This window comes from uncultured Tessaracoccus sp. (assembly GCF_947286155.1).
Taxonomy (GTDB): domain Bacteria; phylum Actinomycetota; class Actinomycetes; order Propionibacteriales; family Propionibacteriaceae; genus Arachnia.
The window spans coordinates 17583-43253 of record NZ_CAMYPD010000022.1 but is presented as its reverse complement, the minus strand read 5'-3'; the positions used below and the strand labels follow the sequence as shown (position 1 = coordinate 43253).

Genomic DNA, 25671 nt, shown 5'->3' with positions numbered 1-25671 from the left:
AACTGTCACCAATGTCCTGACACAGAAACGTCACCCATGTCCTGAGACATCACACGGCTCAGTTGCGGATCAAGTGTCACCTGCCTCCCGACGACGCCCCGCTCCGCCTGGGCAAGTGACACCAGTGCCGCTCAGTTGCCGCACAGGTTACGTCTGCCGGTCGGCAGGCGAGGGGCCGGGGCGTGTGGCGACGGGCAACCGAATGGTGAGCTTTCCACAGGTTTCGGGGAGCGGCGGAGATTGTCAGTGGGGTGCAATAGGGTGGGGGATGTGGAAGACGACGACGAATACTCGCTGTTCGACGAACCCATCCAGGCAGATGGGGCGTTCGACGAAGAGCTCGAGGAGCCGATGCAGCAAGACGGCCCCGATCTGTTCGGCGACGATGCACCCGCAGCGCCGGCGGGAGGCAGCGTCGGCGGCGAAGCCACGCCCACATCGCAACCGTCTGAGGCCGCCCAGCGCGCCATTCCCGACGCGCCGCTGGCGCTCTATCGTCGCTACCGCCCCGACACCTTCGCTGATGTCATCGGCCAAGACCACGTCACCGTGCCGCTCCAGCGCGCGCTACAGAACAACAAGGTGGGGCACGCGTACCTCTTCTCCGGCCCGCGCGGCTGCGGCAAAACCACCTCGGCGCGCATCCTGGCACGCTGCCTGAACTGTGAACAAGGCCCGACGGCAACCCCGTGCGGCGAGTGTCAGTCATGCATCGACTTGGCGCGCGGCGGTCCTGGCTCCATCGATGTCATAGAGATCGACGCGGCTAGTCACGGCGGCGTCGACGACGCCCGCGACCTCCGTGAGCGAGCATTTTTCGCGCCCGTGGCAAGCCGCTACAAGATCTACATCGTCGACGAGGCCCACATGGTCACCCCTGCGGGCTTCAATGCGCTGTTGAAGCTCGTCGAGGAGCCGCCTCCGCACGCGAAGTTCATCTTCGCGACGACGGAGCCGGAGAAGGTGATTGGCACCATCCGGTCGCGCACCCACCATTACCCGTTCCGGCTGGTTCCGCCGAAGACGCTCGCAACGTACCTCCAGGAAATCTGCGAGGCGGAAGCCGTCGACATCGACCCGATGGTGCTGCCGCTCGTGGTGCGAGCCGGCGGCGGGTCTGTGCGAGATTCGCTCTCCGTCCTCGACCAACTCCTGGGCGGCGCGGGCGAGCACGGCGTCGAATATGAACAAGCCGCGGCGCTGCTGGGCTACACCCCAGAGTCACTGCTCGACGACATCGTCGACGCCTTCGCTGCAGGCGACTCGTCGGGCGTGTTCAAGACCATCGATCGCGTGATCGAGGTGGGGCAAGACCCACGCCGCTTCGCCGAAGATCTACTCCGACGCCTCCGCGACCTCGTGATCCTCGCCGCCGTTCCCACCGCAGCCGAGGACGGCATCCTCGAAGTGCCCGAAGACCAGGCCGAACGCCTGAAATCGCAGGCCGCGGCACTCGGCTCTGGCGAGCTCACGCGAGCCGCGGAAGTGATCGCCGTCGGGCTCACCGAGATGCGCGGTACCACCGCTCCCAGGCTGCACCTCGAGCTCATGGCTGCCCGAGTGCTGCTGCCCGAAGCCGACACCGACGAGCGCGGTCTCCATGCCCGCATGGACAGGCTCGAACGCCGCGTGGGCATGATGGGCTCCTCCGACGCGCCCCAACCCCCGCAGGAATGGCGCGACGTGCCTGGGCAGGCGCGTACCGCGTCCCAGCAGCGGGCCGAGGATGCACCGTCGCAAGCCGCGCAGCGCCCCACACAGCCCGCACAGACGGAGCAGCGCGCCCCGGAGCCGCAGTCAGCGCCGCAACAGCGCCCGGCCGATCAGCGTCCGGCGGGTCAGGCTCCTACCGGCCAACGCCCAGCCGGTGCTCCTCCCGCGCAGCGCCCCGCCGGGAGCGCCCCGGCGGCGCAGCGCGCACCGGAGCAGGCCCCACCGCAGCGTCCTGCACACGCACCGTCCGCACCCGCCGCAGCGCCCAACCGGGCCGGGCAGCTCACCACGGAGGAGTTGCGGCGCGCATGGCCCAACGTGCTCGACGAAGTGAAGCGGCGTCGACGGTTTACGTACATGCTGCTCAGCCAGAACGCGCACGTGCAGGAAGTCCGCGACGGCATGCTACTGCTCGGCTTCACCAACCCCGGTGCGAAAGACAACTTCGGGCGGGGCGGGTCCATCGACCTCCTGGCAGAGGCCATCATCGAGGTGCTCGGCGTTGAGCTGCGCGTGCAAGGTGTCACCGCCGACGACAACACCGCCGAGCAGGGTCAGCGCCAGGCGGGTGCGCCTGCCGCCAGCCGTGTCGAAGAACGCCCACCCACACCACAACCGGAGCCCGAACCGGAGCCGGACTACGCCAATCTTTCGGCCGACGACGAAGTATTCGACGGCTCCCACAACGCCGCCGAGCTGCTCGGCAACGAGTTCGGGGCGGAGATCATCTCCGTGGAGGAAGGCACTCCGCCTCAATACTGATCCGCCGTCGAACCTCATACACTTGGCCCTAGCCCCACGAAAGGAAAGCACATGTTCGGTGAAGGCTTTGACATGAACGCCCTGATGCAACAGGCGCAGCAGCTGCAAGAAGATATGGCCAAGACGCAGGAAGAAATGGCGTCGCGCAGCTTCACCGCATCCGCTGGCGGAGACCTCGTCTCGGTCACCCTCAATGGGCAAGGCATCATGACGGGCATCGAGATCAAGTCAGAAGCCGCCGACGACATCGAGACGCTGCAAGACCTGATTATCGCGGCATTCCGTTCCGCGAAGGTTGAGGCAGACCAGGCGCTCGTGGAAGCCATGCCGCAGGTTCCCGGGCTGGGGATGTAGTTGTACGAAGGTCCCGTTCAAAACCTCATCGACGAGCTGAGCAGGCTGCCGGGAGTCGGTCCCCGCAGTGCGCAACGCATCGCGTTCCACCTGCTCGATGCTCCCGAAGAGGACGTATTCAAGCTGGCTGAAACCCTGCAGCAGGTGAAACAGCACGCCCGCTTTTGTGAGGTGTGCTTCAACGTCTCGCAGGAAGACCGGTGTCGAGTCTGCCGAGACCCGCGACGTGACCGCTCACTGCTGTGCGTCGTCGAGGAATCCAAAGATGTGGTGGCCATCGAACGCACCAACGAGTTCCGTGGCCTCTATCACGTGCTCGGCGGATCCATTTCCCCCATCGACGGGCGTGGCCCAGGCGATCTCCACACCAGGGAGCTATTCACGCGCCTCGCAGACGGCGAGATCCAAGAGGTGATCCTGGCCACCGATCCCGACACCCAGGGTGAGGCCACAGCGTCGTATCTCTCGCGCATGTTGCGCGACTTCGGTGTTCGTGTCACACGCCCAGCCAGTGGGCTTCCTGTTGGTGGCGACTTGGAATACGCCGACCAGGTCACGCTCGGGCGCGCATTCTCGGGGCGCCGTTCCATGTTCTCCGACGTCCCCTAACATGCACCCCGACGAACGCTCAAGAGGTGATGATGTGAGTGACGTGGCGTACCGCACCGTGGAGTCACCCGTCGGAGCGCTCTTGCTCGCCGCCACGGATGCGGGGCTGGTGAGAGTCGCCTTCGAGTACGAGGGATTCGAGGCAGTGGTGGAGCAGCTTTCGACGCGCCTCCGCGCCCGTGCGCGCCAGAGCAACAGCCGCCTCGACGGAGTGTCTCGCGAGCTCGAGTGCTACTTCGCGGGCCAGCTTCGCGCGTTCACGGTGCCCGTCGATCACGCACTCTCGTCGGGCTTCCGACGCAAGGTGCTGCGACGACTCCCGCGCATTCCCTACGGAAGCTCGGCCTCGTACCAGGATGTGGCACGGTTGGCGGGGAGTCCGCGCGCGGCGAGAGCCGTCGGCACCGCCTGCGCCACCAACCCGGTGCCCATCATCGTCCCTTGCCACCGCGTGCTCCGCAGCGACGGAACCCTCGGCGGGTACAGCGGGGGCCTCGACGTGAAACGCTTTCTGCTTGCGCTCGAACAGCCGGACGGTGCCAGCTACGCCGCGAGCTAGTCGCTGCGGCGATGCGGGTCAGCCCAGCCAGCACAGATCCCGCTGCGCCGGTGGTCGCGGCACTTCGCGATGGATGGGTACCATGAGCGCTGCCCAGCAAGGCTGTTGAACAAGAACGTAGCGCACCAGGCGTTGGCCCGTGCCCCTGAGGTAGCGGCTGACGAACGTGTGAAACACGGTGCACATCATGTCCGGGGACGTTGCAGCAAGAAGATCCCCGATAACATCGGCAGGGTCGACAATATGAGGAGCGGTCTTCGAGAAATGCGTGAGAGATACACTCGAAGCTCACGCGGTGACTGCCTGATGCTCCAATGCCAACCATCACGGCTTCACCAGCATGAGGGACGCAACGCAAGGAGATGGTGAGACCAATGCTGAAACTCGAAGATTTTCCTCGTGACTTGCAGGACCAGATTGGTGCTGTCCGTGAAACGGTGGCGAGGTTGCATGCTGAGCTGCCTCGATGGGAGCTTGTCGTGTGGACTGCAGGAAATGTCTCCCAGCGTATTCGTTGCGCGGATGTGATCGGTGAAGATCTGCTGGTGATTAAGCCGTCAGGGGTCTCGTACGACGAACTCGCTCCCGAGAAGATGGTGGTCTGCACGCTCGATGGCAAGAAGATTGACGACGGAACGGCAGACAGGCTGAAACCATCGAGTGACACTGCCGCCCACGCGTACGTGTACGCACAAATGGAAGATGTGGGAGGTGTGGTTCACACGCATTCCACGTATGCGACGGCGTGGGCCGCACGTGGTGAAGCTATTCCTTGCGTGCTCACGATGATGGGCGATGAGTTTGGTGGCGAGATCCCGGTTGGCCCGTTTGCGCTCATTGGGGACGACTCCATTGGTCGAGGCATCGTCGAAACGTTGCAAGGATCCCGCAGCCGTGCTGTACTCATGCAAAATCACGGGCCGTTCACTATCGGAACAGATGCGCGCGATGCGGTCAAGGCAGCTGTGATGTGTGAAGAAGTTGCTCGAACGGTGCACATCTCCCGCCAGCTCGGCGATCCGATTCCCATTGAACAAAATCTCATTGATTCGCTATTTGATCGATACCAGAACGTGTATGGGCAACAGTAAAGACAGTTCGACGGCGCAGTCATCTTTTGAAGGTGCGAAGATTTTGTTCTATACCGGCACGTAGGACCTTCGCCGAAGGTAGCTGCCCGAGCGCCGAGGGTCAGCCGAAGCAGACCGGCACGGGCCTGGCCAGCTCATCAAGAACCCCATCGACATGATGACGAGTGGGCTCAAGCGCGGAGCGCGCCCACTCGCTAAACGGTTGTGGGTATTCATCGACGCGTCGCAAGCTCGGCGTGTTGCTGATGATGGTGACCCGCCTCGTCGAGCTGTTTCGCCTCGACGAGGCGGGTTAAACCTGCTCAGAGCAGTTCTTCCTGCACCTGTTTGCGCAGCACCTTGCCCAGCATGGAGCGGGGGAGCTCGTCGACGATGCGCATGTCGCGTGGCACCTTGTAGGCCGCCAGCGACTGCTTGCAGAACTGCCGCAGCTCCTCCAATGACGGTGCCTGCTCGCCGTCGGCGATCGTGATGACCGCGACGACATCCTCACCCCCGCCAGAATTCTTTCGCCCGACGACGGCCGCGTCGGTGATGGCGTCGTGAGTGCGCAGTACCCGCTCAACCTCGCTGGGGGAGACGTTGAACCCGCCGGTGATGATGAGCTCCTTCACCCGGTCAACGATGGTGGTGAACAGGTCTTCATCCTGGACAACCACGTCGCCGGTACGCAGCCAACCGCCCGGCAGCAGCATCTTGGCGGTCTCCTCCGGATTCTCCCAGTAGCCCTGGAATACCTGCGGGCCGCGGATGAGCAGCTCGCCCGATTCGCCGATGGCGACCTCCTCGTCCAGATGATCTGGGCGCACCACCTTCATCTCGGTGGATGGGAACGGGATGCCGATGGTGCCGGTGCGCCTGGTCGGCGCGAACGGGTTGCCGAGCGCGACGGGCGACGACTCCGTGAGCCCGTAGCCCTCGACGAGCAGCCCTCCGGAGACGGATTCCCAGTCGGCGACGATCTCGTCGGTGAGCGCCATCGCGCCGGAGATGCAGAACTTCGCCGACGAGATGTCGACGCCGCGCTCGCGCGCCGTCGCTGCCGTCTTCTGGTAAATCGGCGGTACGGCGCAGTACACCGTCGCCGGCGATTTCTTCCACGCCTTCAGCACCATGTCGATATCGAACTTGGGGAACAGCACGATGCGCATCTGCTTGTAGATGCCGAACGTGAGGTACAGCGTCATGCCGAACGCGTGGAACATGGGCAGCAGCGCGTAGCTCGTCTCGCGCCCCACCTTCGCGTCGTGCATCCACGCCGCCCCCTGTAACGCGTTGCAGTACAGATTCCGGTGAGTGAGCATCGCGCCCTTCGGCGTGCCCGTGGTGCCCGACGTGTACTGGATCACCGCGAGGTCGTCGAGCTCGGGGCGGCCATGCTCGGGGTTGATAGGGGGCGCGGATAGGAGATCTTTCCAGGTCAGCGCGCCTGGCGCTTTCTTGTGCAGTGACGCGCGGGCGGCGCGCAATTTGCGCAGCGGCAGATGTAGGGCAAAGCGCATCGGCTTGGGCATCTCGTCGAGCAGATTCACGGCGATGATGCGACGAACGCCCAGGTCACGCGGCAGATCGTCGACCTTCTCGACGGCGACGTCCCAAGCGATGATGACCTCCGCACGATGGTCTTCGAACATGTGTCGCAGCTCGCGGGCGGTGTACAGGGGGTTGTGCTCGACGACGACCCCACCCACGCGCAGCACGGCGTAGAACGCCACGACGTGCTGCGGACAGTTGGGCAGCACGAGGCCGACGCGGTCGCCGGGCTTCACACCCAGCCGGCGCAGGCCCTCCGCGGCGCGGGCGATCTCGTCGCCCAGCTGCGCGTACGTCGTCTCATGGCCGAAGAACTCCATCGCGACGGCGTCTCCCGCCTGCCGCACCGATTCCTCACACATCTCGACGAGCGAGGTGCGGGGCATCTCGATCTCGGCCGGCACCCCGGCCTGGTAGTGCTGAACCCAAGGATGCACAGTGCTCATGCGCCCCAGAATACCGCCCGTACTTGGGGCTTCGCCCCGCCGGGCCGCCACACCTCCTGGAGACGTGTTCGGCTCAACGTCGCTTGGGTGAGCTCAGGGCAGGGGTGAGCATGAGTCCCAGGAACGAGGCGAGGGGGAGCACGATCAAACCCCAGCGCATCCCCACAAGCTCAATCGCGGTGCCGACGAGCGGCGGCCCGACGAGGAACCCCACCCTCGCGACGCTGGTGACGATGGTGAGTCCGGTGCCCTGCGGGAGCCCTGGCATTTGGTCGCCGGCGTGCATGGCTGCGGGGAACGCCGTCGCGATGCCCCAGCCCGCAAGCGCAAACCCGATGAGGGCGAGGGCAGGCGACGGGAAACACACCGCCGCGCCCAGCCCCACCGTCGCGAGCAGCATCCCCAACGTGATGGTGAAGCGTTGGCCGAGGCGATCCACGACGGCGTCGCCGACGAAGCGCGCCACCATCTGGGTGCCCTGGAGCGCGACGAACGCCATGCCCCACAAGAATGGGTCGAGGTGAGGGAACATTCGCTGCATGTAGATCGGGCTCCACGAACCAGACGCGTCCTCGAGGACGCCGGCGCAGCCAGCCAGCAGGCCCAGCGCAACGAGGCGCAGCAGGAGCGACGTCGGAATGAACCGGCGCTGCTGTTCTTCTTCAGTTTGTTCGGGCACGGGGTCCGGGCCGTCGAGCATCCACCGCCTGGCCAGGAGCGCGAGCGAGCCAAACACGAGACTCCCGACGAGGCACTGCAGCCAGATGTCGACCCGCGCCTGTGCGCACGCGGACCCGATGACACCGCCCGTGACAGCACCGACCGACCACCAGGCATGGAAGCCGTTGAAGATTGAGCGCCCGTACCGCTGCTGCACACGCAAGCCGTGGGCATTCATAGCGATGTCCGTGACGGAGTCTGCCGACATCATCAACACCACCCCGGCGGCGAACACGGCAGCGTTGGGTGCGTTGCCCAGAATGTTGAGGCAGAGAATCCCGAACGTCTGGAACATCACTGCGACGCCGGCCGACTGGAATCGTCGCATCAGCTTCGCAGTGAACATGCCCAGCATGAGGCCTGCGATCGGCCCCAGTGCGATGATGAACCCCCACACCCAGTCGCGAATCTCGAGCGACTCCTTGATCTCGGGGAAGCGTGGCAGCAGCGTCGACCACGCGACGCCGTTCAGCACGAAACACAGCGTGACGCCCCAGCGGGCGCGCCGGACCTCAGTACTCACAGCAGTGCAATCACCTTTCGCGGATCCGGATTGATGTAGACCTCGTCGTCGACGAGCACCACCGGGTAGACGCCGTCGCCAAGGCTCTTGGCGCGCTGCTCGGCCTCTGAATCCTGCCAGACGTTGATCCACATGAATCGCTTGCCGTGCTTTCCGAGCCCGCCGCGCAGCCGCGTCGAGAAGATATCGGCCGGGCGCCAATAGATGATCAGCCGGCGCTCGTCAGCGGGCAGGGCGCGCACGTCGCGTTCTTTGCGGGAGATGCCGCCGTACCAGGGGGAGAGCCAATAGGCGACGAGCAACAGCCCCACCGCCACCATGACGAGGGCGGGCGTCCATCCTGTTTGCGCGAGCGCCCAGACGAGCACAGCGCTGCCCGCGAGCCAGATCAACCACATGAAGCGTGCCACCTGCGTAATCGTCGCAGAACGTAGAGAGCACGGCAAAGCTAACCCGATATCCACACGCGTTTGCTGAAACCGGCCAAAATCGCCCGTTTCGGGAAACGCGTGTGGATATCGGGTTAGGTATCGGCTGCGCCAAGCTCGGCGGGCGCCGCCCTAGAGTAGGCGCATGGATGTGAGCGAGCTGTTGGCGGTGGAGCTACGCGACGCCCTGCGCCGCCGCGAGCTCAGCAGCGAGGAAGTAACGCGACATTTCCTGGACCGCATCGCCGACGACCACACCAACGCGTTCACCCTCGTCACGCCCGAGCTAGCGCTGGCTCGCGCCCGGGAATTGGATGCCCGCGAACCGGTGGGCGTCATCCACGGCATGCCGCTGGCCGACAAAGACCTGCACCAGCGGGCGGGTACCGTCACCACGTATGGTTCGCGCGCGTTTCGAGGCTTCGTTGCCGAGCGCAGCGATCCGCTGACGATGCAGTTCGATTACGCTGGCGCAGTCTCGCTGGGGAAAACGGCCACGCCTGAGTTCGGGTTCGCTGGCTACACATCGAGCGAACTCCATGGCGACACCACCATCCCCGAGCATCCAGGGCTGGGGGCTGGGGGTTCGAGCGGTGGGGCTGCTGCGGCGGTGAAGGCCCGACTGCTGCCCTTCGCGCCCGGCTCGGATGCGGGCGGGTCCGTGCGGATTCCCGCGGCGGCGTGTGGCGTCGTCGGGCTCAAGCCTTCGCGTGGGCGAGTGCCGGCGATGGACGGGCAGGGCTCGCTTGGGCAGCTGGCGGTGGCCGGAACGCTGGCGCGCAGCGTGGCCGACGCTGCCCTCCTCTTCGACGCGCTGATCGAGCGCCGAGATGGCCGGACGCTCCACCACACCACGCTCCGCTGTCCGGAACTCGACGGTGGCTCGCTGCTTGCGGCCACCCACCCTGGCCGCAGGCGCCGCGTCGGGGTGCTGCACGGGCTCACGCCGTGGGAGGGCGTGGCTGCCACGCCGGCCTCTGCCGAAGCCAGCGCCGCAATGGAGCGTGCGGCGACGCTCCTGAGCGACGCGGGGCACGCCGTCGAAGATGTGGCCGGGCCAGCGCTCCCAGGGTTCGCGCAGGCGTTCCAGACCCTGTGGCACGCGAACGCGGCGGGGTTGGGGCTCACCGACGAGCAGGTGTCGCAGTTGGAGCCGCTCACGCGCGGCTTCGTCGAGGCGGGGCGACGGGTTAGCGCGCAGGAGATCGTGGATGCGGTGCGCACGCTGCATCACCACGAGCAAGCCATCGTCGATGCGTTCGATCCGTTCGACGCGGTGCTCACCCCGACGACGGCACTCACCCCGCGACCGGTCGGCTGGTTCGGCGATGACCCCGAGGTCAACTTCCGTCGCCAGTGCGAGTATTCGCCGCACGGGGCTGTGGTGAACGTCGCGGGACTGCCGTCGCTCTCGCTGCCGACGCTGTCACTCGCCGACGGGCTTTCCATGAGCGTGCAACTCATCGGCCGGCCGGGAGAGGAACCGACGCTGGTGCAGCTCGGCGTGGAGCTCGAAGGGATGGCGGCTGTTCCCATCTAGTATATACTTCCTGTATATACATCGAGGAGGAACGATGACGCCCCGCACGACCACCGTCTTCAAGTCCGGCAACTCGCAGGCCGTGCGCATCCCGAAGGACCTGGCGTTCTCAACGGACAAGGTCACCATCGAAGTCGACGGCGACGCGCTCATCTTGCGCCCCAAACCCCTCACCATGCAGGAATTCCTCGACGGTCTGCCGCGGCACCCAGGAGCCTTCGAGAACTTTCCGGACTTCGAGGACGAGATCGATGAGGAGCCGGTGCCGCAATGGTGACGTACCTGCTCGATACGAGTATCTGGATTGAACTCCTGCGAGGGAACGAATCAGTCGTACAACGGATGCAGCGCTGCTCACCTCAGACGATCAGGCTATCTCCCATCGTCCAGGGGGAGCTGGAGACGGGGCGGCAGCTGTCGCAGTCCGCTGACCAAGCGGAGATGCTGGAGTGGGTGTATCACTCCTTTCCCCGCAATGCCTTCGGGGATACCGTGGCGCGTCAGTGTGGCGTCGTGCGCGCCCAGCTCCGCCGCGCAGGTACGCCAATCGGGGTGAACGACACCTGGATTGCGGCAGAGGCCCTCGCACATGGGCAGACCGTCGTCACCGCGAACGAGCGCGACTTTCGCCGAGTGCCGGGGCTCAACGTCGAGAATTGGATGGTCTGACGCCACGGCGGCGCAGAATTGTCAGTGGCCACAGATAAGGTTGGGACATGCAGTTTGACGTGGTGGATCTCATCCGAACCAAGCGCGACGGTGGAGCGCTCGGCCCCGAGGAAATTGATTGGGTGATCGACGCGTACACGCGCGGCGCGGTCGGCGACGAGCAGATGGCCGCACTTGCCATGGCCATTTTCCTGCGCGGCATGACGCGGGAAGAAATTGCCCGCTGGACGCAGGCCATGATCGCATCCGGCGAGCGAATGAGCTTCTCGTCGCTCACCAAACCCACATCTGACAAGCACTCCACGGGCGGTGTCGGAGACAAAATCACGCTGCCGCTCGCTCCGCTCGTCGCGGTCTTCGACGTCGCGGTGCCGCAGCTGTCAGGCCGTGGGCTCGGGCACACCGGCGGCACCCTCGACAAACTCGAAGCCATCCCGGGCTGGCGTGCCGCGCTCAGCAACGACGAGATGCTCCGGCAACTCGACGACATCGGCGCCGTGATTTGCGCAGCGGGCTCAGGGTTGGCGCCCGCCGACAAGAAGCTCTACGCACTCCGCGACATCACCGGCACCGTCGACACCATCCCACTCATCGCCAGCTCCATCATGAGCAAGAAGATCGCCGAGGGCACCAGCGCGCTCGTGCTCGACGTCAAGGTGGGTTCCGGAGCCTTCATGCGCACACTCGACGAGGCCCGCGAGCTCGCGCGCACCATGGTTGATCTCGGCACCGACGCCGGCGTCCACACCGTCGCACTGCTCACCAACATGAACACCCCGCTCGGCCTCACCGCCGGTAATGCGCTCGAGGTGCGCGAGGCCGTCGAAGTCCTCGCAGGAGGGGGCCCCGCCGACGTCGTTGAACTCACCTGCACCCTCGCTCGAGAGATGCTCGCTGCGCACGGGAAGTCCGACGTCGACGTCGAGGCTGCGCTGAGTGATGGCCGCGCCATGGATGTGTGGCGACGCATGATCGCCGCCCAAGATGGCGATCCCGACGCGCCGCTCCCCGTGGCGAAGCACCAAGAGGTGGTGCACGCAGCTGAGTCGGGATACGTCACCAAGATGGATGCGTGGGACGTCGGCATCGCTGCGTGGCGGTTGGGTGCCGGCCGCGCACGTAAGGACGATCCAGTGCAGGCCGTGGCCGGTGTTGAGCTCCATGCCAAACCCGGCGACCACGTCGAGGCCGGTCAGCCGCTGATGACGCTGCACACCGATACCCCCGAACGCTTCGAGCGCGCACTCGCGGCGCTGGAGGGTGCCGTCGGGTATGCCGCGGAGGCGCCAGAGGTGCCAGGTATCGTGCTCGGCAGAATCGCAGGGAAGGACGCGGCATGAGGGTACGAATCGGGGTAGCCGTCGCCTTGGTGTGCGCGCTGACGGCTTGTGCTCCTGGTCCAGGCAGCAACGCCGAGCAAACGCCTCCTCCGGCGGCGCCGTCGGCGAGCGAGTCGGAAGAGCCCGCCGAGGAACCAACGCCGGAGCCGGAGCCGTCCGAGGCGACGCCCGCGGAGGAGACGTCGGCGCCGAGTGAATCCCCTGCGGAGCCGTCTCCGAGCGAATCCACGACGAGTAGCGCGCCGGCTCCGAAATCTGGGTGGAGTGTGCTCGACACGAAGCTGTCCAGCGCTAGCGAGGTCGACGCGCTGCCCGTGAGTGCTGAGATCGCCCACTATCTCAAGAGCAGGCTGGGAGAGCCGTGTGAGCTTGAAATGACACTGTTCGCCGCCCACTCCGACGGCTACCTGGTGGCCGACGAGACGGGCATTTGCGACGGTGCCGCGCTGTTCGTCTATGGCCCGAACGACGGTGATATCGAAGAGCTTGTCGAGTTCACTGCAGTGCCCGCGTGTTCCGAGTTCGAGAAGGCCGGGGTGCCCAAGGGCGTGCCCACGTCGAAGCTGTTCCCCGACGGGCTGGCCTGCTCGACGGGCTCGGGTACGGAGCGCTATTGATGCGTCGCAGCGCATTGGTAGGAGCCGCCTTGCTGCTGGTGGGCTGTGCTGGTGGGGAGCCGTCGTCACCGCCCACCCCTGACGCTTCCCCCTCATCCGGCGCCCCCTCCGCGGCTTCGTCTGCGCCATCCACTCCCGACGCAACGCCAGTCGAGACGCCGTCCGTGGAGGGAAGCTGGCGTACTCTCGACGCGACGTCGATGCTCACCGACGAGGAGATCGACGCCGTCGATGTGCCCGCGAGTTTGAGGACGTATCTGAAAGAGACGGTGCTCGACGTCGTCACCGCGAATGAGGGCGAGGAAGGCGCCGACGACTGCCCCGTGGAAACCTCCGTGGTGGGGTATCACCCGGCTGGCTTCGCCGTCGTGAGCATCATCGGTTGTGGTCCGGAGGAGAGCACTGGGATCGTTGCGCAGGAAGGCGACGGGTGGGTTCCGGCTGTGCTCACCGCTCCTGATACGCCTGCTTGCCAGGAGCTCGCCGACGCCGTCGTCCCCGCGCAAGTTCCCTACCTGAATGGGGAAGGCTTGCGTTGCGAAGACAACGACGGCAGCGTGCGTTTCTGGTAGCCGTCGCGATTATTCGGTATCCCGCAAGATCTGGCTGAGCTCTCGATGTGCAGCATCGTCGAGCGAGATTGCTTGACCGTCGATCCAACCCACCTGCGAGAGCAGCCTTCCGCTGGAGCTCAACCACACGCCATCGGCGGCGAGGAGGTCGCTCGGTGTGAGGCGCTCGACGGTGGCATCCCATCCGTGCTGCTGTGCAGCGCGGAAGAGGACGCGCTGTGTGGTGCCGGGCAAGATACCGACGTCGGTCGGAGGAGTGATGAGCGTTCGGCCCCGCTTGATGAATACGCTGGCGGTTGGCGCTTCGAGAACGAAGTCGTCGGTGGTGGTGAAGATCACGTCGTCAGCTCCGCGACGCCGGGCCTCGCGCAACGCCGCCATATTGGTGGCGTAGCTGAGGGTCTTGGCGCCGAGCAGTAGCCACGGCGACGCATGGGCCGTCGTGGACGAGAAGCCGCGGCTGAGCAGCGCGACGCGGATGGGATGTTCGGGCCGAAGCGCTGCCGGGAGTGGGGTGACCACCACCCATGCGTAGCCGTCGGGGTTTTCGGGTGCATAGCCTCGCATGACGAAGAGCTTGACCATCGCCTCATGGGGGATCATGCCCTCGAGGGGTTCGTAGCGCCAGGCGCTCAGCGCGGTGTCGACTGCGGTGCGCCAGTGCTCGTCGGCAGGTACGTCGATGTCGGTGATAGTGCCGGAGCGGCGCAGCCTCCACAGATGCTCGCCCATCTTCTTCACACGATCGCCATCGAACAGCATGGTCTCGAAGATGCCATCGCCGCGGGCGATGCCTTGCGCGCGAGGGGAGAAGTGCGGTGCGTCGGCATCGACGAGTACGCCTTCGGGATGTTGAGGGGTGAGTAACACGAGCACGTCCATGGCGCTGAGCGTAGCGCGCCCGGGATAATAGGTTGCCTGTGGGGTTTCGATACGTCCGCTTCGCGGGCTACTCAACCACCGGGACGGGCGGGCACCCGCTACTCGACCACCTCGCTCGCCCCCACCCACAGACGATTGAGCCGCGGGCGCAGCCCGCGAGTCGAAATCATCCAGGAAGACCTTCAGTGGCAGATTTGCGCCCAAACACGGACCACAATCTGCCACCTAGCAGACGCGGTTTCGATACGCCCGCTTCGCGGGCTACTCAACCACCGGCTCGGAGCGAACTACTCAACCAACGGCGCTGAGCGGCTACTCCACCAACGGCGCTGTGGGTTTGATTCATAGAACTTCGATTGGTCGGGGTGACAGGATTTGAACCTGCGGCCTCGTCGTCCCGAACGACGCGCGCTACCAAACTGCGCCACACCCCGGCGGCAAATGAGCCGACGATCAGCATAGCGCAGTTGCCGGCGGTGGTGCCAAATGCCGGTCAACCCCGCGGTGCCAACGTCACGAGGCTTGCCTCCGGGCGACAGGCGAAGCGGATCGGCGCAAAAGGTGAGGTGCCAAGCCCTGCGGAGACGTGCAGGTGGGCCGTCTGTCCGTCGACGGTGTGCGTGCTCGCGCCGCGCACGCGGCCAGGCTCGAGGTCGCAATTCGTGGTGAGCGCTCCGTAGCCAGGCACGCACACCTGCCCGCCATGCGTGTGGCCGGCGAAAATGGCAGCGACGCCGTCGGACGTCATAGCATCGAGCAACCGTAGGTAGGGGGCGTGCGTGACACCAATGGCGAGGTCGACGTCGGGTGCAGGCGTACCGGCCACAGCGGTGTAGTCATCGCGGTCATGGTGGGCGTCGTCGGTGCCACGAAACTCGACGGTCAACCCGCGCAGCTGCAGGGTATGGCGGCGATGCGTGAGATCCACCCAACCGAGTGACTCCAGAGCTTCGCGCAGTTCACCGGTGGGCAGCGAGGGCACGACGTCGTCGGGGGTGGCTGTAGATCTTCCGGTGGTGACATAGCGGAGGGGATTCTTGAAACGGGGCGCCTGGTAGTCGTTGGACCCGAATACGAACACGCCGGGCACACCGCGCAGCCCGTCGAGGGCTTCGCGCAAGGGGCCGATGGCTGATGCGCTGCTGATGTTGTCGCCAGTGTCGATGACGAGGTCGGGGTTGAGCGACGCCAATCCGCGAACGAAGCGCAACTTGTCGCGCTGGCGGGGCAGCAAGTGTAGATCGGAGATGTGCAGCACCTTGATGTTCTCGCTGCCCGGCGGCAACACAGGCAGGCTGGCCCGTCGCAGCGTGAACAAGTGCGCTTCTGCGAGAGCCCAACCGAACGCAGTGGCGCCGGCACCGACCAGGGCGCCGGCGCATTTCACTGCAGCGTGCACTATCCGCCACCTTCACTCGGAGCCGGTGGCACAGGCGCCGGCTGCTGCTGATTGTCGTTGGGAGGCGGAGCCGGCTGCGTGTCGGGCTTGTCGGGTTGGGTCGGCTGAGGTTTCGGCTCTGGCTTGGGCTTAGGTTTCGGCTCCGGCTTGGGCTTAGGTTTCGGCGCCGGGCGGGGGCCTGCGGAGATGCGCAAGGAAATCGTCGAGTAGACGGGGGCTTCCTTCGACGGGGAAGCGCCAAGGAAGGTGCCCGAACGGTGCGACGAGTAGACGCTCAACCGCTGCGTACTGAACCCGGCGGCTTCAATCGTCCTCTTCGCCTCGTCGTAGCCCATACCTGAGACGTCCGGCACGGGTACCTTCTTGCCTTCCTTCACCTTCTCGCCCGGTTCGACGAACTTCGTCTTCGGTTTGTCTTTGAGCGCGGCAGTCATGGCCGCGCGCCAAATCTGGCCGGCGTCGCCACCACCCGTACCGCGGAGGTACTGGCCGTTATGCATCCTGAAGCCGGTCAGCGATTTGCGGCGCTGCTCCTTGGGGAAACCGCTGTCGACCGCGAGCATGCCGACGCCCGCCATCTCGGGCGTGTACCCGGCAAACCAAACTGCCGCGGCGCTCTGCGTCGTACCCGTTTTGCCAGCCTGCGGCCGGCCATCCCTCAGGGCTGCTGGGCGACCAGTACCGTTGGTCATCACGTTCGACAGCATCTTGCTCATCGCATCCGCGACGCCTTCATCCATCACGCGCTCGCAGTTCCCATCGGGCACCGGAATCTCGGCACCACTCGCGGTCTTGATCGACTTGAGGATACGGGGCTTGCAGTGGACACCGCGGTTCGCGAACGTCGCGTACCCTTCGGCCATCGCCAGGGGAGTGACATAGCTCGTGCCGAGCACCCACGACGGGTAGTACGACTCCTGCTCCTTCATGTCGACGCCATCAGCGCGCACCACGCCCGACTTCTGCGCCATCTCAATAGCGGGGCAGTTGCCCATCGCCTGCGTGAGGCGGAGGAAATAGGTGTTGACGGAGTTCCTCAACGCCTCGGTCATTGTGATGTTGCCGTAGCCGCGTCGCCCGAGGTTGCTCGGCGTGTAATTTTTGTCGACAATCGAAGTGCCATCGCAGCCCTTCCACCGAGTGCCGGCGAGATCGGTGAGGGTGCCGGGCGCGTTGATCGTGTGCGTCATCGACATACCGCCCTGCAGCGCGGCGGCCGAGGCGAACACTTTCATCGTCGAACCCGACTGGAAGCCTTCCGCGCCGCCCATCGCCTGGGTGACGTTGTAGTTGTAATACGTCTCGCCCTTAGCCCTGTCATCGCCCATCACCGGGCGGCTCTGCGCCATCGCGACGATGAGGCCGGTCTTCGGCTCCAACAACACGGTGTTCGCGAGGATGGGGTCGGTCGGAGCGATCATGTCCGCCACAGCCTTCTCCGCCGCATCCTGCGCGGCGGGGTTGATCAGCGTCTGGATCGTGAGGCCGCCGCGGCGCAACGTGTTGCGTCGCTCTTCTCGAGTGTCGCCCAGGCCTTCCACCTGGCCGCTGAGCAGCGTGTGTGTCACGTAATCGCATAGGAACGGGTACTTCGACGTGATGCAGCCGTTCGGGGTGCGTGTGACCTTCTTCTGGTCGAAGCCCGTCTTCTTCGCCTCATCGGCTTCAGCCTGTGTCACATACCCTTCGTCGGCGAGACGCTGGAGCACCACATTGCGACGCTGCAAGGCCTTCTGCTCGTTCCTCACTGGGTTTAGTCCGACGGGGTTCTGTACCAGGCCAGCGAGCAAGGCGCTCTGAGGGAGGTTGAGATCCTTCGCAGGGATGCCGAAGTACTGCTGCGCGGCGGCCTCGACGCCGTAGGCGCCGTTGCCGTAGTAAGCGATGTTGAGGTATCGCTCGAGGATCTCGTCTTTTGTGAGCTTTTCTTCGACGGCGAAGGCGTAGCGTGCCTCGTGAATCTTGCGCTCGATCGACACCTCGACGGCTTCCTTCGCCGCTTGCGGGTCGTTGCTGTACTTCGCCTGTTCGACACGCACGAGCTTCACGTACTGCTGGGTGAGCGTCGAAGCACCCTGGGTGTCGCCTGAAATCGTCTTGAAGAACGCTCGAACCATGCCCTCAGGGTCTACAGCACCGTGCTCGTAGAAGCGGTGATCTTCAATAGCGATCTGCGCCTGCTGCATCAGGGGCGAGATCTCATCGAGCGGTTTGTAGATGCGGTTCTCCTCGAAGAACGTGGAGAGCACCTCGCCATTCGCCATCAGGATTCGAGAACGCTGCGACTGCGGTGGGGTTTCGAACTCGGCGGGCAGGTACTCCAACGACTGCTTGGCGACCTTCGTCGCTCCACTTGCCATCGCGACGAACGGCACCGCCACTCCGCTCAGCAGCACGCCGGCAAGCAGGCTGACTGCCAGGAACATGAAGAGGGCATACGCCTTCTCGCTCAATTTCGCCGATTTCATGGCGTCCAGTCTACGGGACGCTCGAAATAAACCCCGCATTTCCACATTGGTGAGCTTTTCGCAGCCCACTGGCGCTTCCGTTACCTCGTCGTGACCTGGTAAGGTTCAAGACACCGGACAACCTGCGCAAAGGAGGGCAGAGCATGTCTCTTGCAGAAGTGAGTGAATGGACGCTTCGAGCCAACTGCCGTGATCTAGCCGATGCACTGTTTCCCGAGGGCAAAGACCAAAAGCGTGCCCGAGTTGTGTGCCGAGATTGCCCCGTCCGGTCGGAATGCCTCGCGGAGGCGCTCGACAACCGTATCGAATGGGGAGTGTGGGGAGGCATGACTGAGCGTGAGCGTCGCGCGCTGCTGCGCGCCCGCCCTGACATCACCGATTGGCATGCCGTGCTCTGTCGCTAGTCGGCATGGTTGCCCTGGCTGGCTAGGCTGATTGCCATGACGAAATGGGAGTACTTCACTGCACCGATCCTGTCGCACGTCGCGCAGCAGATCCTCAACAACTTCGGTTCCGAAGGCTGGGAGCTCGTGACCCTCGCGCCCGGACCAAACCCCGACACCCTCGTCGGCTACTTCAAGCGCCCACTCGAGAGCTAATCGATGGAGTCCGCGGCGCGCGTCGCGGACCAGCTCGCTGCGGCATACCCTGATGCTCGATGCGAGCTTGACTTCACGACGCCATTTGAGTTGCTCGTCGCAACGGTGTTGTCCGCGCAATCCACTGACGTGCGGGTGAACGCCGTCACGCCGGAGCTGTTCGCCGAGTTCCCCGACGCCGAGGCGCTGGCCGTCGCCAGCCCGGAACGGGTGGAGAGCATCATCCGTCCGGTGGGCATGTATCGCAACAAGGCGGCGGCCCTCGTCGGCCTTTCTCGGATGATCGTCGACGAGTATGCCGGCGCGGTTCCTGACATGCTCGAGCAGCTCGTCGCACTGCCAGGCGTGGGGCGCAAGACGGCGAACGTCGTGCTCGGCAACGCCTTCGACGTGCCGGGCATCACCTCCGATACGCACGTCATGCGCGTGAGTAACCGGCTCGGCTGGGTGGATTCACGCAACCCCGACGTCGTCGAACGGCGGCTCATGGAGTTGTTGCCCCGCGAGCGGTGGACCGCCATGTCGCACGTGCTCATCGCGCACGGTCGACGGGTGTGTCACGCCAGGCGCCCTGCATGCGGGGCGTGCCCCGTCGTCGATGTGTGCCCGAGTAACGATTGCGGCGAGCAAGACTCGGCAAACGCAGCGGCACTCGTAGTGCGGGGGACGAGCCGGTGAGGGCGCGGCTGGCAGCGCTCGTCGCGGCTGTGCTCTGCGTCGCCGGCTGCGCCTCGTCGGAACCCTCGCCCTCCTCGTCGCCTGTGTCGTCGAGCGATCTGCGCGCGTTGAGGGAACAGTACGGGATTCCCGATTGCCCGACGAGCGACGCCGATGCCGAACCCGTCAAAGGCGGTCTGCCGCGCACGGCGCTGCCCTGTCTGGGCTCCGACAAAGTCGTCAACCTCGCCGGGCTGCCTCGCGAGCCGATGGTCATCAACCTGTGGGCGCAGTGGTGCGCGCCGTGCCGGGAAGAGGCTCCCTTCCTTCGTGAAGCGGCCAGGAAACGCGACGACGTCGTCTTCCTCGGCATCAACTACAACGACCCGAAACCCGACTGGGCGCTCGAATTCGCCTCCGTCGTGCAGTGGCCATACCCGCACGTACAAGACATGGACAAGGAACTGCGTGCCGAACTGAACATGCCCGGCATCCCCATGACGCTGTTCGTCGACGCCGCAGGCCGCGTCGTGTACACGCACCCCGGTGTGCTGAAATCCAGCGCGCAGCTCGAACAGCTGATTACGGAGCATCTGTGACGTTTGCGACGCTGCGAGACGCACTCGTGAACCCGCAGCCGCTGCGCGCAGTCGACATGGACCGCCAGCCGCGCGGGAAACGCTCGGCCGCTGTCGTCATGTTGCTCAGCGACGAGCCCGATCCCCGCATCACGTTCGTGCGCAGAGCCTCGACGTTGCGCAACCACGCAGGCCAGGTGGCGCTGCCGGGCGGACGCATCGACCCGGGTGACGACGGCCCCGTCGATGCCGCGCTGCGTGAGGCGTGGGAAGAAGTGGGGCTGGAGCGTGAGACCGTCGACGTGCTCGGCCAGTTGCCTCCCGTGTGGGTGCCGAAATCGAATTTCGACGTCACCACCGTCGTCGTCACTTGGCCGGGCGGTGAGCTGCGCGCGATGGACCCAGGCGAGACCGCATCCGTGCACCAGTGCCCAGTGTCGGTGCTCACGTCGGCGACGGTGCGTCGCACATCGCTGCACCCGACGGGGTTCCGCGGGCCGGCATTCGTGCTGCCCGACGTGTTCATCTGGGGGCTCACCGCGCACCTCGTCGACTGGGTGCTGCGGTTGGGTGGCTGGGAAACGAACTGGGATCGAGACGATATCGTCCCGATCCCAGCTGAATACTTGCGTGACTAGGCGCTTTCCCCAGGCACCACGTTGAGATCGGGGTGCTTGGCGGGCATCGCCGGATCGTTCTTGCGGGCCCATCCATCGGAGATGGCGTTCAGCGTCGCCTTGAACTCGGCGATGGTGGCTTCAGGCGCCTTGACCTTCTTGAAATTGCCGATGCCGATGAGTGCGAAGATGCCGGCGAAGATGAGCGACACCACCGCGGCAATGAGGAACCCAAAGATAAGCGAGAGCGCCAGGCTGAGGCCCGTCAGCGTGAGGAGCCAGGTGAACAGCGCAGCAAGCGCAATGACGATCATCCACACCGCGTGGAGCGCGAAGCCGAGCGACACGGCGAACATGCCCGCGCCGACACCAGCCTTCTTCGCCGACGGTACGAGCTCGGCCTTGGCGAGTTCGGCTTCCTTGGACAGGAAGTCGCCCAGGTTCTCCCTGATGTCTTTCACGTTGTCAGCCATTTCGTTCCTTTCGTGTCCTCCTAGCCTATGCGCTCTCGGGCCAGGCGTCAGACCTTGATCGCCAATCCGTCGTCGGGAATGCGCACGGGGTTGGTGAGCTCGGCGTGGTCCACCCAAGCCCGCCAGCACAGGAGCTGGAAGGGAAGTTTCAAGTTTTCGCCGGGGCGCGCTGCGGAGTCGTAGAGCTCCATCACTTGCTCGATGAGGTGGTTGAGCTGCCGCTCCCCAAGTGAATGGGTCAGCGGTTGGCGCCGGACCATCGCCTGCATCGCATCTCTGGACAGCGGCTGCCATATACGGAATGCGCGCGTTTCGATCTCCGGGAAGTAGTGCGATTCGCGCAGCTGTTCGAGAGACTGATGGCCGTAGTCGCCGCGCATCGCCATCGGGTCGTAGCGACGCAGCAGCGCCGCCAGCCGACGCACCCACGGCACGGAATCGTCGCGGATGAGGTACGACGCGGAGAAGCAGCCGCCTTCCCGAAGCACGCGGGCGATCTGCGGCAGTGCCTGTTCGGCGTCGAGCGTGTGGAAGCTTTGGTGACTCAGCACCACCTCGAACTGGAATGGGTCGGTGGGGATCGCCTCGGCGCGCCCTCGGAGCGCGACGACGCCGGGAGCCCGTCGGTGATGTTCCACCACCTTCTCCGACGGCGAGAGCGCGAGGATGTGGTGGCCGCGGTTGCTGAGGCGCCCAGGCAGCGCGAGGTCGTTGCCGACGACGAGTCCGCGCACCCCGCTCCAGACGGCGAGCCAATCGAGTGCTTCAGGGGGAAACGTGCTCACAGAAACCTCCTCGCCCCAAGCCTAGCCGTGTGCGAAGTTATCCACAGATTCTCTGAGCCGTGCAAGTTTCGGGCGTGTCGCTGCCATAACAATAGGTATGAACGACTTTGCACCCGTCATAGTTCTCGCTCGTGATGTGTCCGTGCACGAGGCAGTGCAGGCGTCAGCGCTCGCGCTCGACGTGCCCGTGGATACGTTGCACGACACCGAAGAGATGCATCAGCGGTGGCGCGCTGCCCGCCTGCGGTTGGTCGCGCCCGAGATGGCGGCGCGTGCCGCGTCGCTCGATACGCGCACCGCAACGTATGTGGTCGGGCGAGATCCGGAGGCGCTGGTGAGTGCCTCTGCCGAGCTCGGCTGTCCGACGCTGATGCTGCCGCACGCGTCTGCGGAGTTGGCGAATCTGCTCGCGGAGGCGGCTGGTGGTCCGGTAACTCAGGCGTGGACGATCGCCGTGACGGGCGCCGTCGGCGGCATCGGCACTTCCACACTCGCCGTGGGGCTCGGGCAAGAGGCCGTCCGACGAGGAGCCCGCGCGGCGGTCGTCGAGTTGGTGCCCGGCGGCGGTGGGCTCGACCTGCTGGTGGGGAGGGAAACCCATGAAGGTGTGCGGTGGTCGGATCTCGCGCGCGCTCGCGGCGAGATCGGCGGGCTCGAGGCGCTGCTACCGTCCGTCGACGGCCTGCTGTTACTTGGCCTCGACCGCAACGATCCGGCATTTCCCGACCCACAAGCCGCGCACGCAGTGCTCACAGCGCTGCGTCGTGAGGTTGACGTCGTGGTGGTTGACGATCGCAGCGGTTTCGACCTTCGCGCGGAGGTGCAGCTGCTCGTGGTAGGCGCAGATGTGCGCAGTGTGGCCGCCGCTCGGATGCGCGCTGCCGCGGCGGCGAGTCCACCGTCGGGGTTGGTGGTGCGCTCGGGGCCTGGGCGACGGCTGGGCGTCGAGGCCATCGCCAACGCGCTGGGTGTGCCGCTGGCTGGGGCGCTGTCCGAAGATCGTGCGTTGCCGCGCCTTGCTGAGCTGGGGGAGCCGCCCCTGCGCGGGCCTGCGAGGAAGTTCCGACGCGACGTGGCGGCCATCTGGAATGAGGCCTTCCATGGCTGAGATTGCCAGCATTCGTGAACGTCTCGGTGCGCTGGGACGCAGTTATGGACCCAGCGACGTGGCGGCGGTCATGCGAAGCCTCGGCGAGGTGGTCACCGACGCCCGCGTGCTGACGGTGATGGACATGTTGCGACGCGACTCCATCGGCGCGGGCCCACTCGAGGAGCTGCTCAGCAAGCCTGGGGTGAGTGACGTCGTCGTTAACGGCCCCGCCGACGTGTTCGTCGACGCTGGGGCGGGGCTCGAGCGCGCGTCGGTTACTTTCCTCGACGATGAGCAGGTGCGTCGCTTGGCCATTCGACTCGCAGCGACGGCCGGCCGCAGACTCGACGATGCGCAGCCGTTCGTCGACGGAAGGCTCCCCGACGGTACACGCCTCCACGCCGTACTGGCACCCGTGGCGATGCCCGGAACATGCTTGTCACTACGTGTTCCCGCATCCCGTTCATTTTCGCTGGCAGACCTGGTGGCTACGGGTTCGATATCGCAGCGCGGAGCCAGCCTCCTGCGGGCCATGGTGCACCGGAAGCTGCCGTTCCTCGTCAGTGGCGGAACCGGCTCGGGCAAGACGACGCTGCTCGCCGCCTTGCTGGCAGAAGTGCCGCACGGCGAGCGCATCGTGTTGGTGGAGGATGCCCGCGAACTCGTGCCCGATCATCCTCACTGCGTGCGCATGGAGGGTCGTCCGCCTAACGCGGAGGGGGCGGGTGCTATCAGCCTCACCGACCTCGTGCGCCAGGCCTTGCGCATGCGTCCCGACCGGGTGGTGTTGGGCGAAGTACGGGGCGGGGAGATCACCGACCTGCTCCGGGCCTTCAACACCGGGCACGAGGGCGGCTGCGCCACCATCCACGCCAACTCGGTGCGCGACGTGCCCGCACGGCTCGAAGCGCTCGCGGCGCTCGGAGGGCTCGACCGGGTGGCGTGTAGCGCCCAGGTGGCGGCAGCCCTCAAACTGGTTGTGCATGTCCGCCGCGACGCGCAGGGGCGGCGTCGAGTCGCAGAACTCGGCGTGATCCAGCGCGACGGTGACGGCGTCGTCGTGCAGCCAGGCCTCATATTCACCGCCGACGGCTGGGAACGCGCAGAGGCAGCGAACATCGTCGAGGAGTGGCTATGTTGACGGCCCTTGCCGGCATCACGGGGTGGCTGGCGGTCGGCGCGCACCCGAACTCAGCCCTTCGACGACTCTCACCCGCCCGCGCTCGCCGACGACGCAGTTGGCGAGTGACGCCAGTGATGGCAGCCGCGTTGGTGGCGTTCGGGGTGGTGGTGTTCTTGCTGGGCCTCGGCGGCTTGGGCTGGGCGGTGGCGGCCGCCGTCGCCGCGGGAACGGTGTGCTGGCTGGTGCTCGAGCGTCGGCGCGCCAAGGTAGCCGGCCAACGTTCGCAGCAGGTGGCGGATGCGGCGCGGCTCCTGGCGTCGCTGCTGCGCTCCGGGCAGATCCCGACGGTGGCCCTGAAGGAAGCGGCTGACGACCATCCGCTGCTCACGGAGGCAGCGTACGCGTCGGCACTGGGCGCAGATGTGCCCGCAGCGCTGCGCCGCACGGCTCAGCTGCCAGGTGCGGAAGGGCTCGAGTCCGTCGCGGCGGCGTGGCAGGTGAGCGCGCGCAGCGGTGCTCCAGTGGCGGGTGTGCTGGAGCAGGTCGCCGACTCGTTGCGGCAAGCACGACAACTCGCGGAAGTCGTCGAAACGGAGTTGTCGTCGGCCCGAGCCTCGGGACACATCATGGCCGTGCTTCCCTTCGGCGCACTCGGGTTGGGCTTCGTCGCCGGAGGCAACCCATTGGAGTTCATCTTCGGCGCTGCGCTCGGGCAGTGGCTCGCGGTGACGGCCGTCGGGCTCACGGCACTCGGGGTGATTTGGACAGAAAGGCTTGCACGATGATGTCTGCGTTGCTGATCGCGCTCGCGGCGGCGTGCGCGTGGCTCCTTACCCCTGGTGCCGCGCTGCAGCGCCTGGACGTGGGGCCGCCCCGTCGGGCCGACGAACACCGTCGCGCCGAGCAATATCCGACGTCGTGGCGGGCCGCTGCCGCTGTTGGCGTTGTGGGCATCTGTCTCGTGGGCGTACCTGACGTGCCAGCACTCGCGCTCGCACTGGGCGGGGGCACCTTCCTCGCGACGGGGCTCCTGCGCAAACGCGTATCCCACCGTCATGAACGAGAGGAGATGCCCGACACCCTGGAGTACCTGGCCGTCTGCCTCGAATCCGGGGCGCCCATCTCGGGTGCGCTCGACACCGTCGCCGACGTGTCTCCCGTCCGCACGCAAGCATTGCTGCGGCGTGTGCTCGCTCATCTCAACGTCGGGCGATCCGTGGAGGAAGCCTGGGAGGAGCTTGGGCAGCATCCCGTCTGGGGGACTGTGGCGAAAGACATGGTGCGTGCGAGCCGGTCGGGCACCAGCTTGTCGGGGTCGCTACGAATCCATGCCGACGACGTGCGCATGCAAGTGCGCGACGCCGCCATGAAGCGGGCGCGCAAGGTGGGCGTGAAGTCGGTGATTCCGCTCATGGCATGCTTCTTGCCTGCCTTCGTGCTCATCGGTGTGGTGCCCATCATCGCCAGCCTGCTCAAGAACTTCATCTCGGGTGGGTGATCGTCATGTGCGTGGGGCACACCTGG

The 25671-nt window shown here is 65.7% G+C and carries 28 protein-coding genes and 1 tRNA gene; 20 read left to right on the top strand and 9 right to left on the bottom strand.

Translation table 11 applies throughout. From position 1 onward, the window contains the following. The first annotated feature begins 351 nt into the window (after positions 1-351). From Q0X68_RS07270 to Q0X68_RS07250, 5 genes are all read left to right on the top strand, one after another. Complete coding sequence (locus Q0X68_RS07270) at positions 352-2475, top strand: DNA polymerase III subunit gamma and tau (RefSeq protein ID WP_297749639.1); 2124 nt, start codon at positions 352-354, stop codon at positions 2473-2475. A gap of 51 nt (positions 2476-2526) precedes the next feature. Beyond that, positions 2527-2829 (top strand): YbaB/EbfC family nucleoid-associated protein, encoded by a 303-nt coding sequence (locus Q0X68_RS07265; RefSeq protein ID WP_297749636.1) that lies wholly within the window; start codon positions 2527-2529, stop codon positions 2827-2829. Then, positions 2830-3438: a recombination mediator RecR gene (gene recR, locus Q0X68_RS07260; RefSeq protein ID WP_297749633.1), complete on the top strand. Its 609-nt coding sequence runs from the start codon at positions 2830-2832 to the stop codon at positions 3436-3438. It begins immediately after the preceding gene. Between the two features lie 34 nt (positions 3439-3472). Then, positions 3473-3997: a methylated-DNA--[protein]-cysteine S-methyltransferase gene (locus Q0X68_RS07255; RefSeq protein WP_297749630.1), complete on the top strand. Its 525-nt coding sequence runs from the start codon at positions 3473-3475 to the stop codon at positions 3995-3997. A 374-nt stretch (positions 3998-4371) separates the two neighbouring features. Further along, entirely contained in the window at positions 4372-5088 is a 717-nt protein-coding gene (locus Q0X68_RS07250; protein ID WP_297749628.1) for an L-ribulose-5-phosphate 4-epimerase, read from the top strand. Between the two features lie 302 nt (positions 5089-5390). On the opposite strand, the gene Q0X68_RS07245 is transcribed toward Q0X68_RS07250, so the two are convergent. From Q0X68_RS07245 to Q0X68_RS07235, 3 genes are all read right to left on the bottom strand, one after another. Beyond that, a complete protein-coding gene (locus Q0X68_RS07245; RefSeq protein WP_297749625.1) occupies positions 5391-7067 on the bottom strand; it encodes a long-chain-fatty-acid--CoA ligase in 1677 nt (558 codons plus the stop codon). Positions 7068-7140: 73 nt separating this feature from the next. After that, positions 7141-8310 carry an MFS transporter gene (locus Q0X68_RS07240; RefSeq protein ID WP_297749622.1) on the bottom strand — a complete coding sequence of 390 codons (1170 nt, stop codon included), beginning with the start codon at positions 8308-8310 and terminating at the stop codon, positions 7141-7143. Beyond that, positions 8307-8720, bottom strand: coding sequence for a hypothetical protein (locus Q0X68_RS07235; RefSeq protein ID WP_297749619.1), 414 nt, complete (start codon positions 8718-8720; stop codon positions 8307-8309). Before Q0X68_RS07235 ends, Q0X68_RS07240 begins: the two co-directional genes overlap by 4 nt. 163 nt (positions 8721-8883) lie before the next feature. Between Q0X68_RS07235 and Q0X68_RS07230 the strand changes: the two genes are divergently transcribed. Genes Q0X68_RS07230 through Q0X68_RS07205 form a run of 6 tightly spaced genes read left to right on the top strand, consistent with a single transcriptional unit; the run spans position 8884 to position 13476 of the window. Beyond that, the gene (locus Q0X68_RS07230) at positions 8884-10278 is read left to right on the top strand and encodes an amidase (protein ID WP_297749616.1); all 1395 of its coding nucleotides are present in this window, start codon (positions 8884-8886) and stop codon (positions 10276-10278) included. A 34-nt stretch (positions 10279-10312) separates the two neighbouring features. Beyond that, positions 10313-10555 (top strand): antitoxin, encoded by a 243-nt coding sequence (locus Q0X68_RS07225; RefSeq protein ID WP_297749614.1) that lies wholly within the window; start codon positions 10313-10315, stop codon positions 10553-10555. Next, positions 10549-10947 carry a type II toxin-antitoxin system VapC family toxin gene (locus Q0X68_RS07220; RefSeq protein ID WP_297749612.1) on the top strand — a complete coding sequence of 133 codons (399 nt, stop codon included), beginning with the start codon at positions 10549-10551 and terminating at the stop codon, positions 10945-10947. Before Q0X68_RS07225 ends, Q0X68_RS07220 begins: the two co-directional genes overlap by 7 nt. A gap of 47 nt (positions 10948-10994) precedes the next feature. Further along, positions 10995-12287 (top strand): thymidine phosphorylase, encoded by a 1293-nt coding sequence (locus Q0X68_RS07215; RefSeq protein WP_297749609.1) that lies wholly within the window; start codon positions 10995-10997, stop codon positions 12285-12287. Further along, positions 12284-12904, top strand: a complete 621-nt coding sequence (locus Q0X68_RS07210) for a hypothetical protein (protein ID WP_297749607.1) — start codon at positions 12284-12286, stop codon at positions 12902-12904. Before Q0X68_RS07215 ends, Q0X68_RS07210 begins: the two co-directional genes overlap by 4 nt. After that, entirely contained in the window at positions 12904-13476 is a 573-nt protein-coding gene (locus Q0X68_RS07205) for a hypothetical protein (RefSeq protein WP_297749604.1), read from the top strand. Before Q0X68_RS07210 ends, Q0X68_RS07205 begins: the two co-directional genes overlap by 1 nt. Before the next feature lie 9 nt (positions 13477-13485). Here Q0X68_RS07205 and Q0X68_RS07200 read toward each other — a convergent pair whose 3' ends face one another. From Q0X68_RS07200 to Q0X68_RS07185, 4 genes are all read right to left on the bottom strand, one after another. Then, positions 13486-14358 (bottom strand): aminotransferase class IV, encoded by an 873-nt coding sequence (locus Q0X68_RS07200; protein WP_297749601.1) that lies wholly within the window; start codon positions 14356-14358, stop codon positions 13486-13488. 357 nt (positions 14359-14715) lie between these two features. Continuing rightward, positions 14716-14792, bottom strand: a tRNA-Pro gene (locus tag Q0X68_RS07195). A 59-nt stretch (positions 14793-14851) separates the two neighbouring features. Continuing rightward, a complete protein-coding gene (locus Q0X68_RS07190) occupies positions 14852-15757 on the bottom strand; it encodes a metallophosphoesterase (RefSeq protein WP_297749599.1) in 906 nt (301 codons plus the stop codon). Continuing rightward, positions 15757-18225 (bottom strand): transglycosylase domain-containing protein, encoded by a 2469-nt coding sequence (locus tag Q0X68_RS07185; protein WP_297749596.1) that lies wholly within the window; start codon positions 18223-18225, stop codon positions 15757-15759. The genes Q0X68_RS07190 and Q0X68_RS07185 overlap by 1 nt, the downstream gene beginning before the upstream one ends. Before the next feature lie 143 nt (positions 18226-18368). On the opposite strand from Q0X68_RS07185, the gene Q0X68_RS07180 reads away from it, so the two are divergent. Genes Q0X68_RS07180 through Q0X68_RS07160 form a run of 5 tightly spaced genes read left to right on the top strand, consistent with a single transcriptional unit; the run spans position 18369 to position 20697 of the window. Then, positions 18369-18629, top strand: coding sequence for a WhiB family transcriptional regulator (locus tag Q0X68_RS07180; RefSeq protein WP_108871343.1), 261 nt, complete (start codon positions 18369-18371; stop codon positions 18627-18629). Between the two features lie 36 nt (positions 18630-18665). Continuing rightward, on the top strand, positions 18666-18824 hold the full coding sequence (locus Q0X68_RS07175) for a hypothetical protein (RefSeq protein ID WP_174202235.1): 159 nt from the start codon (positions 18666-18668) through the stop codon (positions 18822-18824). A 3-nt stretch (positions 18825-18827) separates the two neighbouring features. Further along, on the top strand, positions 18828-19502 hold the full coding sequence (gene nth / locus Q0X68_RS07170) for an endonuclease III (protein ID WP_297749591.1): 675 nt from the start codon (positions 18828-18830) through the stop codon (positions 19500-19502). Beyond that, positions 19499-20080, top strand: a complete 582-nt coding sequence (locus tag Q0X68_RS07165; RefSeq protein ID WP_297749588.1) for a TlpA disulfide reductase family protein — start codon at positions 19499-19501, stop codon at positions 20078-20080. The genes nth and Q0X68_RS07165 overlap by 4 nt, the downstream gene beginning before the upstream one ends. A gap of 56 nt (positions 20081-20136) precedes the next feature. After that, positions 20137-20697, top strand: coding sequence for a CoA pyrophosphatase (locus Q0X68_RS07160; RefSeq protein WP_366127953.1), 561 nt, complete (start codon positions 20137-20139; stop codon positions 20695-20697). On the opposite strand, the gene Q0X68_RS07155 is transcribed toward Q0X68_RS07160, so the two are convergent. After that, positions 20694-21149 carry a phage holin family protein gene (locus Q0X68_RS07155; protein ID WP_297749582.1) on the bottom strand — a complete coding sequence of 152 codons (456 nt, stop codon included), beginning with the start codon at positions 21147-21149 and terminating at the stop codon, positions 20694-20696. The genes Q0X68_RS07160 and Q0X68_RS07155 overlap by 4 nt on opposite strands. A gap of 47 nt (positions 21150-21196) precedes the next feature. Next, entirely contained in the window at positions 21197-21934 is a 738-nt protein-coding gene (locus Q0X68_RS07150; RefSeq protein ID WP_297749579.1) for a class I SAM-dependent methyltransferase, read from the bottom strand. Between the two features lie 97 nt (positions 21935-22031). Here Q0X68_RS07150 and ssd point away from each other — a divergent pair, with 97 nt between their 5' ends. The 4 genes from ssd to Q0X68_RS07130 are packed head-to-tail and all read left to right on the top strand — an operon-like array spanning position 22032 to position 25645. Then, complete coding sequence (ssd, locus tag Q0X68_RS07145) at positions 22032-23042, top strand: septum site-determining protein Ssd (protein WP_297749577.1); 1011 nt, start codon at positions 22032-22034, stop codon at positions 23040-23042. Beyond that, on the top strand, positions 23035-24165 hold the full coding sequence (locus Q0X68_RS07140; RefSeq protein ID WP_297749575.1) for a TadA family conjugal transfer-associated ATPase: 1131 nt from the start codon (positions 23035-23037) through the stop codon (positions 24163-24165). The genes ssd and Q0X68_RS07140 overlap by 8 nt, the downstream gene beginning before the upstream one ends. After that, positions 24159-24932, top strand: coding sequence for a type II secretion system F family protein (locus Q0X68_RS07135; protein ID WP_297749573.1), 774 nt, complete (start codon positions 24159-24161; stop codon positions 24930-24932). The genes Q0X68_RS07140 and Q0X68_RS07135 overlap by 7 nt, the downstream gene beginning before the upstream one ends. Then, on the top strand, positions 24929-25645 hold the full coding sequence (locus tag Q0X68_RS07130; RefSeq protein WP_297749570.1) for a type II secretion system F family protein: 717 nt from the start codon (positions 24929-24931) through the stop codon (positions 25643-25645). Before Q0X68_RS07135 ends, Q0X68_RS07130 begins: the two co-directional genes overlap by 4 nt. Positions 25646-25671: the final 26 nt, after the last annotated feature.

Excerpts from the sequence above, each read along its gene's own strand:
- nth (WP_297749591.1), top strand. The coding sequence starts at position 18,828 with ATGGAGTCCGCGGCGCGCGTCGCGGACCAGCTCGCTGCGGCATACCCT.
- Q0X68_RS07230 (WP_297749616.1), top strand. The coding sequence starts at position 8,884 with ATGGATGTGAGCGAGCTGTTGGCGGTGGAGCTACGCGACGCCCTGCGC.
- Q0X68_RS07210 (WP_297749607.1), top strand. The coding sequence starts at position 12,284 with ATGAGGGTACGAATCGGGGTAGCCGTCGCCTTGGTGTGCGCGCTGACG.
- Q0X68_RS07200 (WP_297749601.1), bottom strand. The coding sequence starts at position 14,358 with ATGGACGTGCTCGTGTTACTCACCCCTCAACATCCCGAAGGCGTACTC.
- Q0X68_RS07155 (WP_297749582.1), bottom strand. The coding sequence starts at position 21,149 with ATGGCTGACAACGTGAAAGACATCAGGGAGAACCTGGGCGACTTCCTG.
- ssd (WP_297749577.1), top strand. The coding sequence starts at position 22,032 with ATGAACGACTTTGCACCCGTCATAGTTCTCGCTCGTGATGTGTCCGTG.
- Q0X68_RS07225 (WP_297749614.1), top strand. The coding sequence starts at position 10,313 with ATGACGCCCCGCACGACCACCGTCTTCAAGTCCGGCAACTCGCAGGCC.
- Q0X68_RS07180 (WP_108871343.1), top strand. The coding sequence starts at position 18,369 with ATGTCTCTTGCAGAAGTGAGTGAATGGACGCTTCGAGCCAACTGCCGT.
- Q0X68_RS07140 (WP_297749575.1), top strand. The coding sequence starts at position 23,035 with ATGGCTGAGATTGCCAGCATTCGTGAACGTCTCGGTGCGCTGGGACGC.
- Q0X68_RS07245 (WP_297749625.1), bottom strand. The coding sequence starts at position 7,067 with ATGAGCACTGTGCATCCTTGGGTTCAGCACTACCAGGCCGGGGTGCCG.
- Q0X68_RS07250 (WP_297749628.1), top strand. The coding sequence starts at position 4,372 with ATGCTGAAACTCGAAGATTTTCCTCGTGACTTGCAGGACCAGATTGGT.
- Q0X68_RS07130 (WP_297749570.1), top strand. The coding sequence starts at position 24,929 with ATGATGTCTGCGTTGCTGATCGCGCTCGCGGCGGCGTGCGCGTGGCTC.
- Q0X68_RS07220 (WP_297749612.1), top strand. The coding sequence starts at position 10,549 with ATGGTGACGTACCTGCTCGATACGAGTATCTGGATTGAACTCCTGCGA.
- Q0X68_RS07270 (WP_297749639.1), top strand. The coding sequence starts at position 352 with ATGCAGCAAGACGGCCCCGATCTGTTCGGCGACGATGCACCCGCAGCG.
- Q0X68_RS07135 (WP_297749573.1), top strand. The coding sequence starts at position 24,159 with ATGTTGACGGCCCTTGCCGGCATCACGGGGTGGCTGGCGGTCGGCGCG.
- Q0X68_RS07215 (WP_297749609.1), top strand. The coding sequence starts at position 10,995 with ATGCAGTTTGACGTGGTGGATCTCATCCGAACCAAGCGCGACGGTGGA.
- Q0X68_RS07160 (WP_366127953.1), top strand. The coding sequence starts at position 20,137 with ATGGACCGCCAGCCGCGCGGGAAACGCTCGGCCGCTGTCGTCATGTTG.
- Q0X68_RS07185 (WP_297749596.1), bottom strand. The coding sequence starts at position 18,225 with ATGAAATCGGCGAAATTGAGCGAGAAGGCGTATGCCCTCTTCATGTTC.
- Q0X68_RS07265 (WP_297749636.1), top strand. The coding sequence starts at position 2,527 with ATGTTCGGTGAAGGCTTTGACATGAACGCCCTGATGCAACAGGCGCAG.
- Q0X68_RS07205 (WP_297749604.1), top strand. The coding sequence starts at position 12,904 with ATGCGTCGCAGCGCATTGGTAGGAGCCGCCTTGCTGCTGGTGGGCTGT.
- Q0X68_RS07175 (WP_174202235.1), top strand. The coding sequence starts at position 18,666 with ATGACGAAATGGGAGTACTTCACTGCACCGATCCTGTCGCACGTCGCG.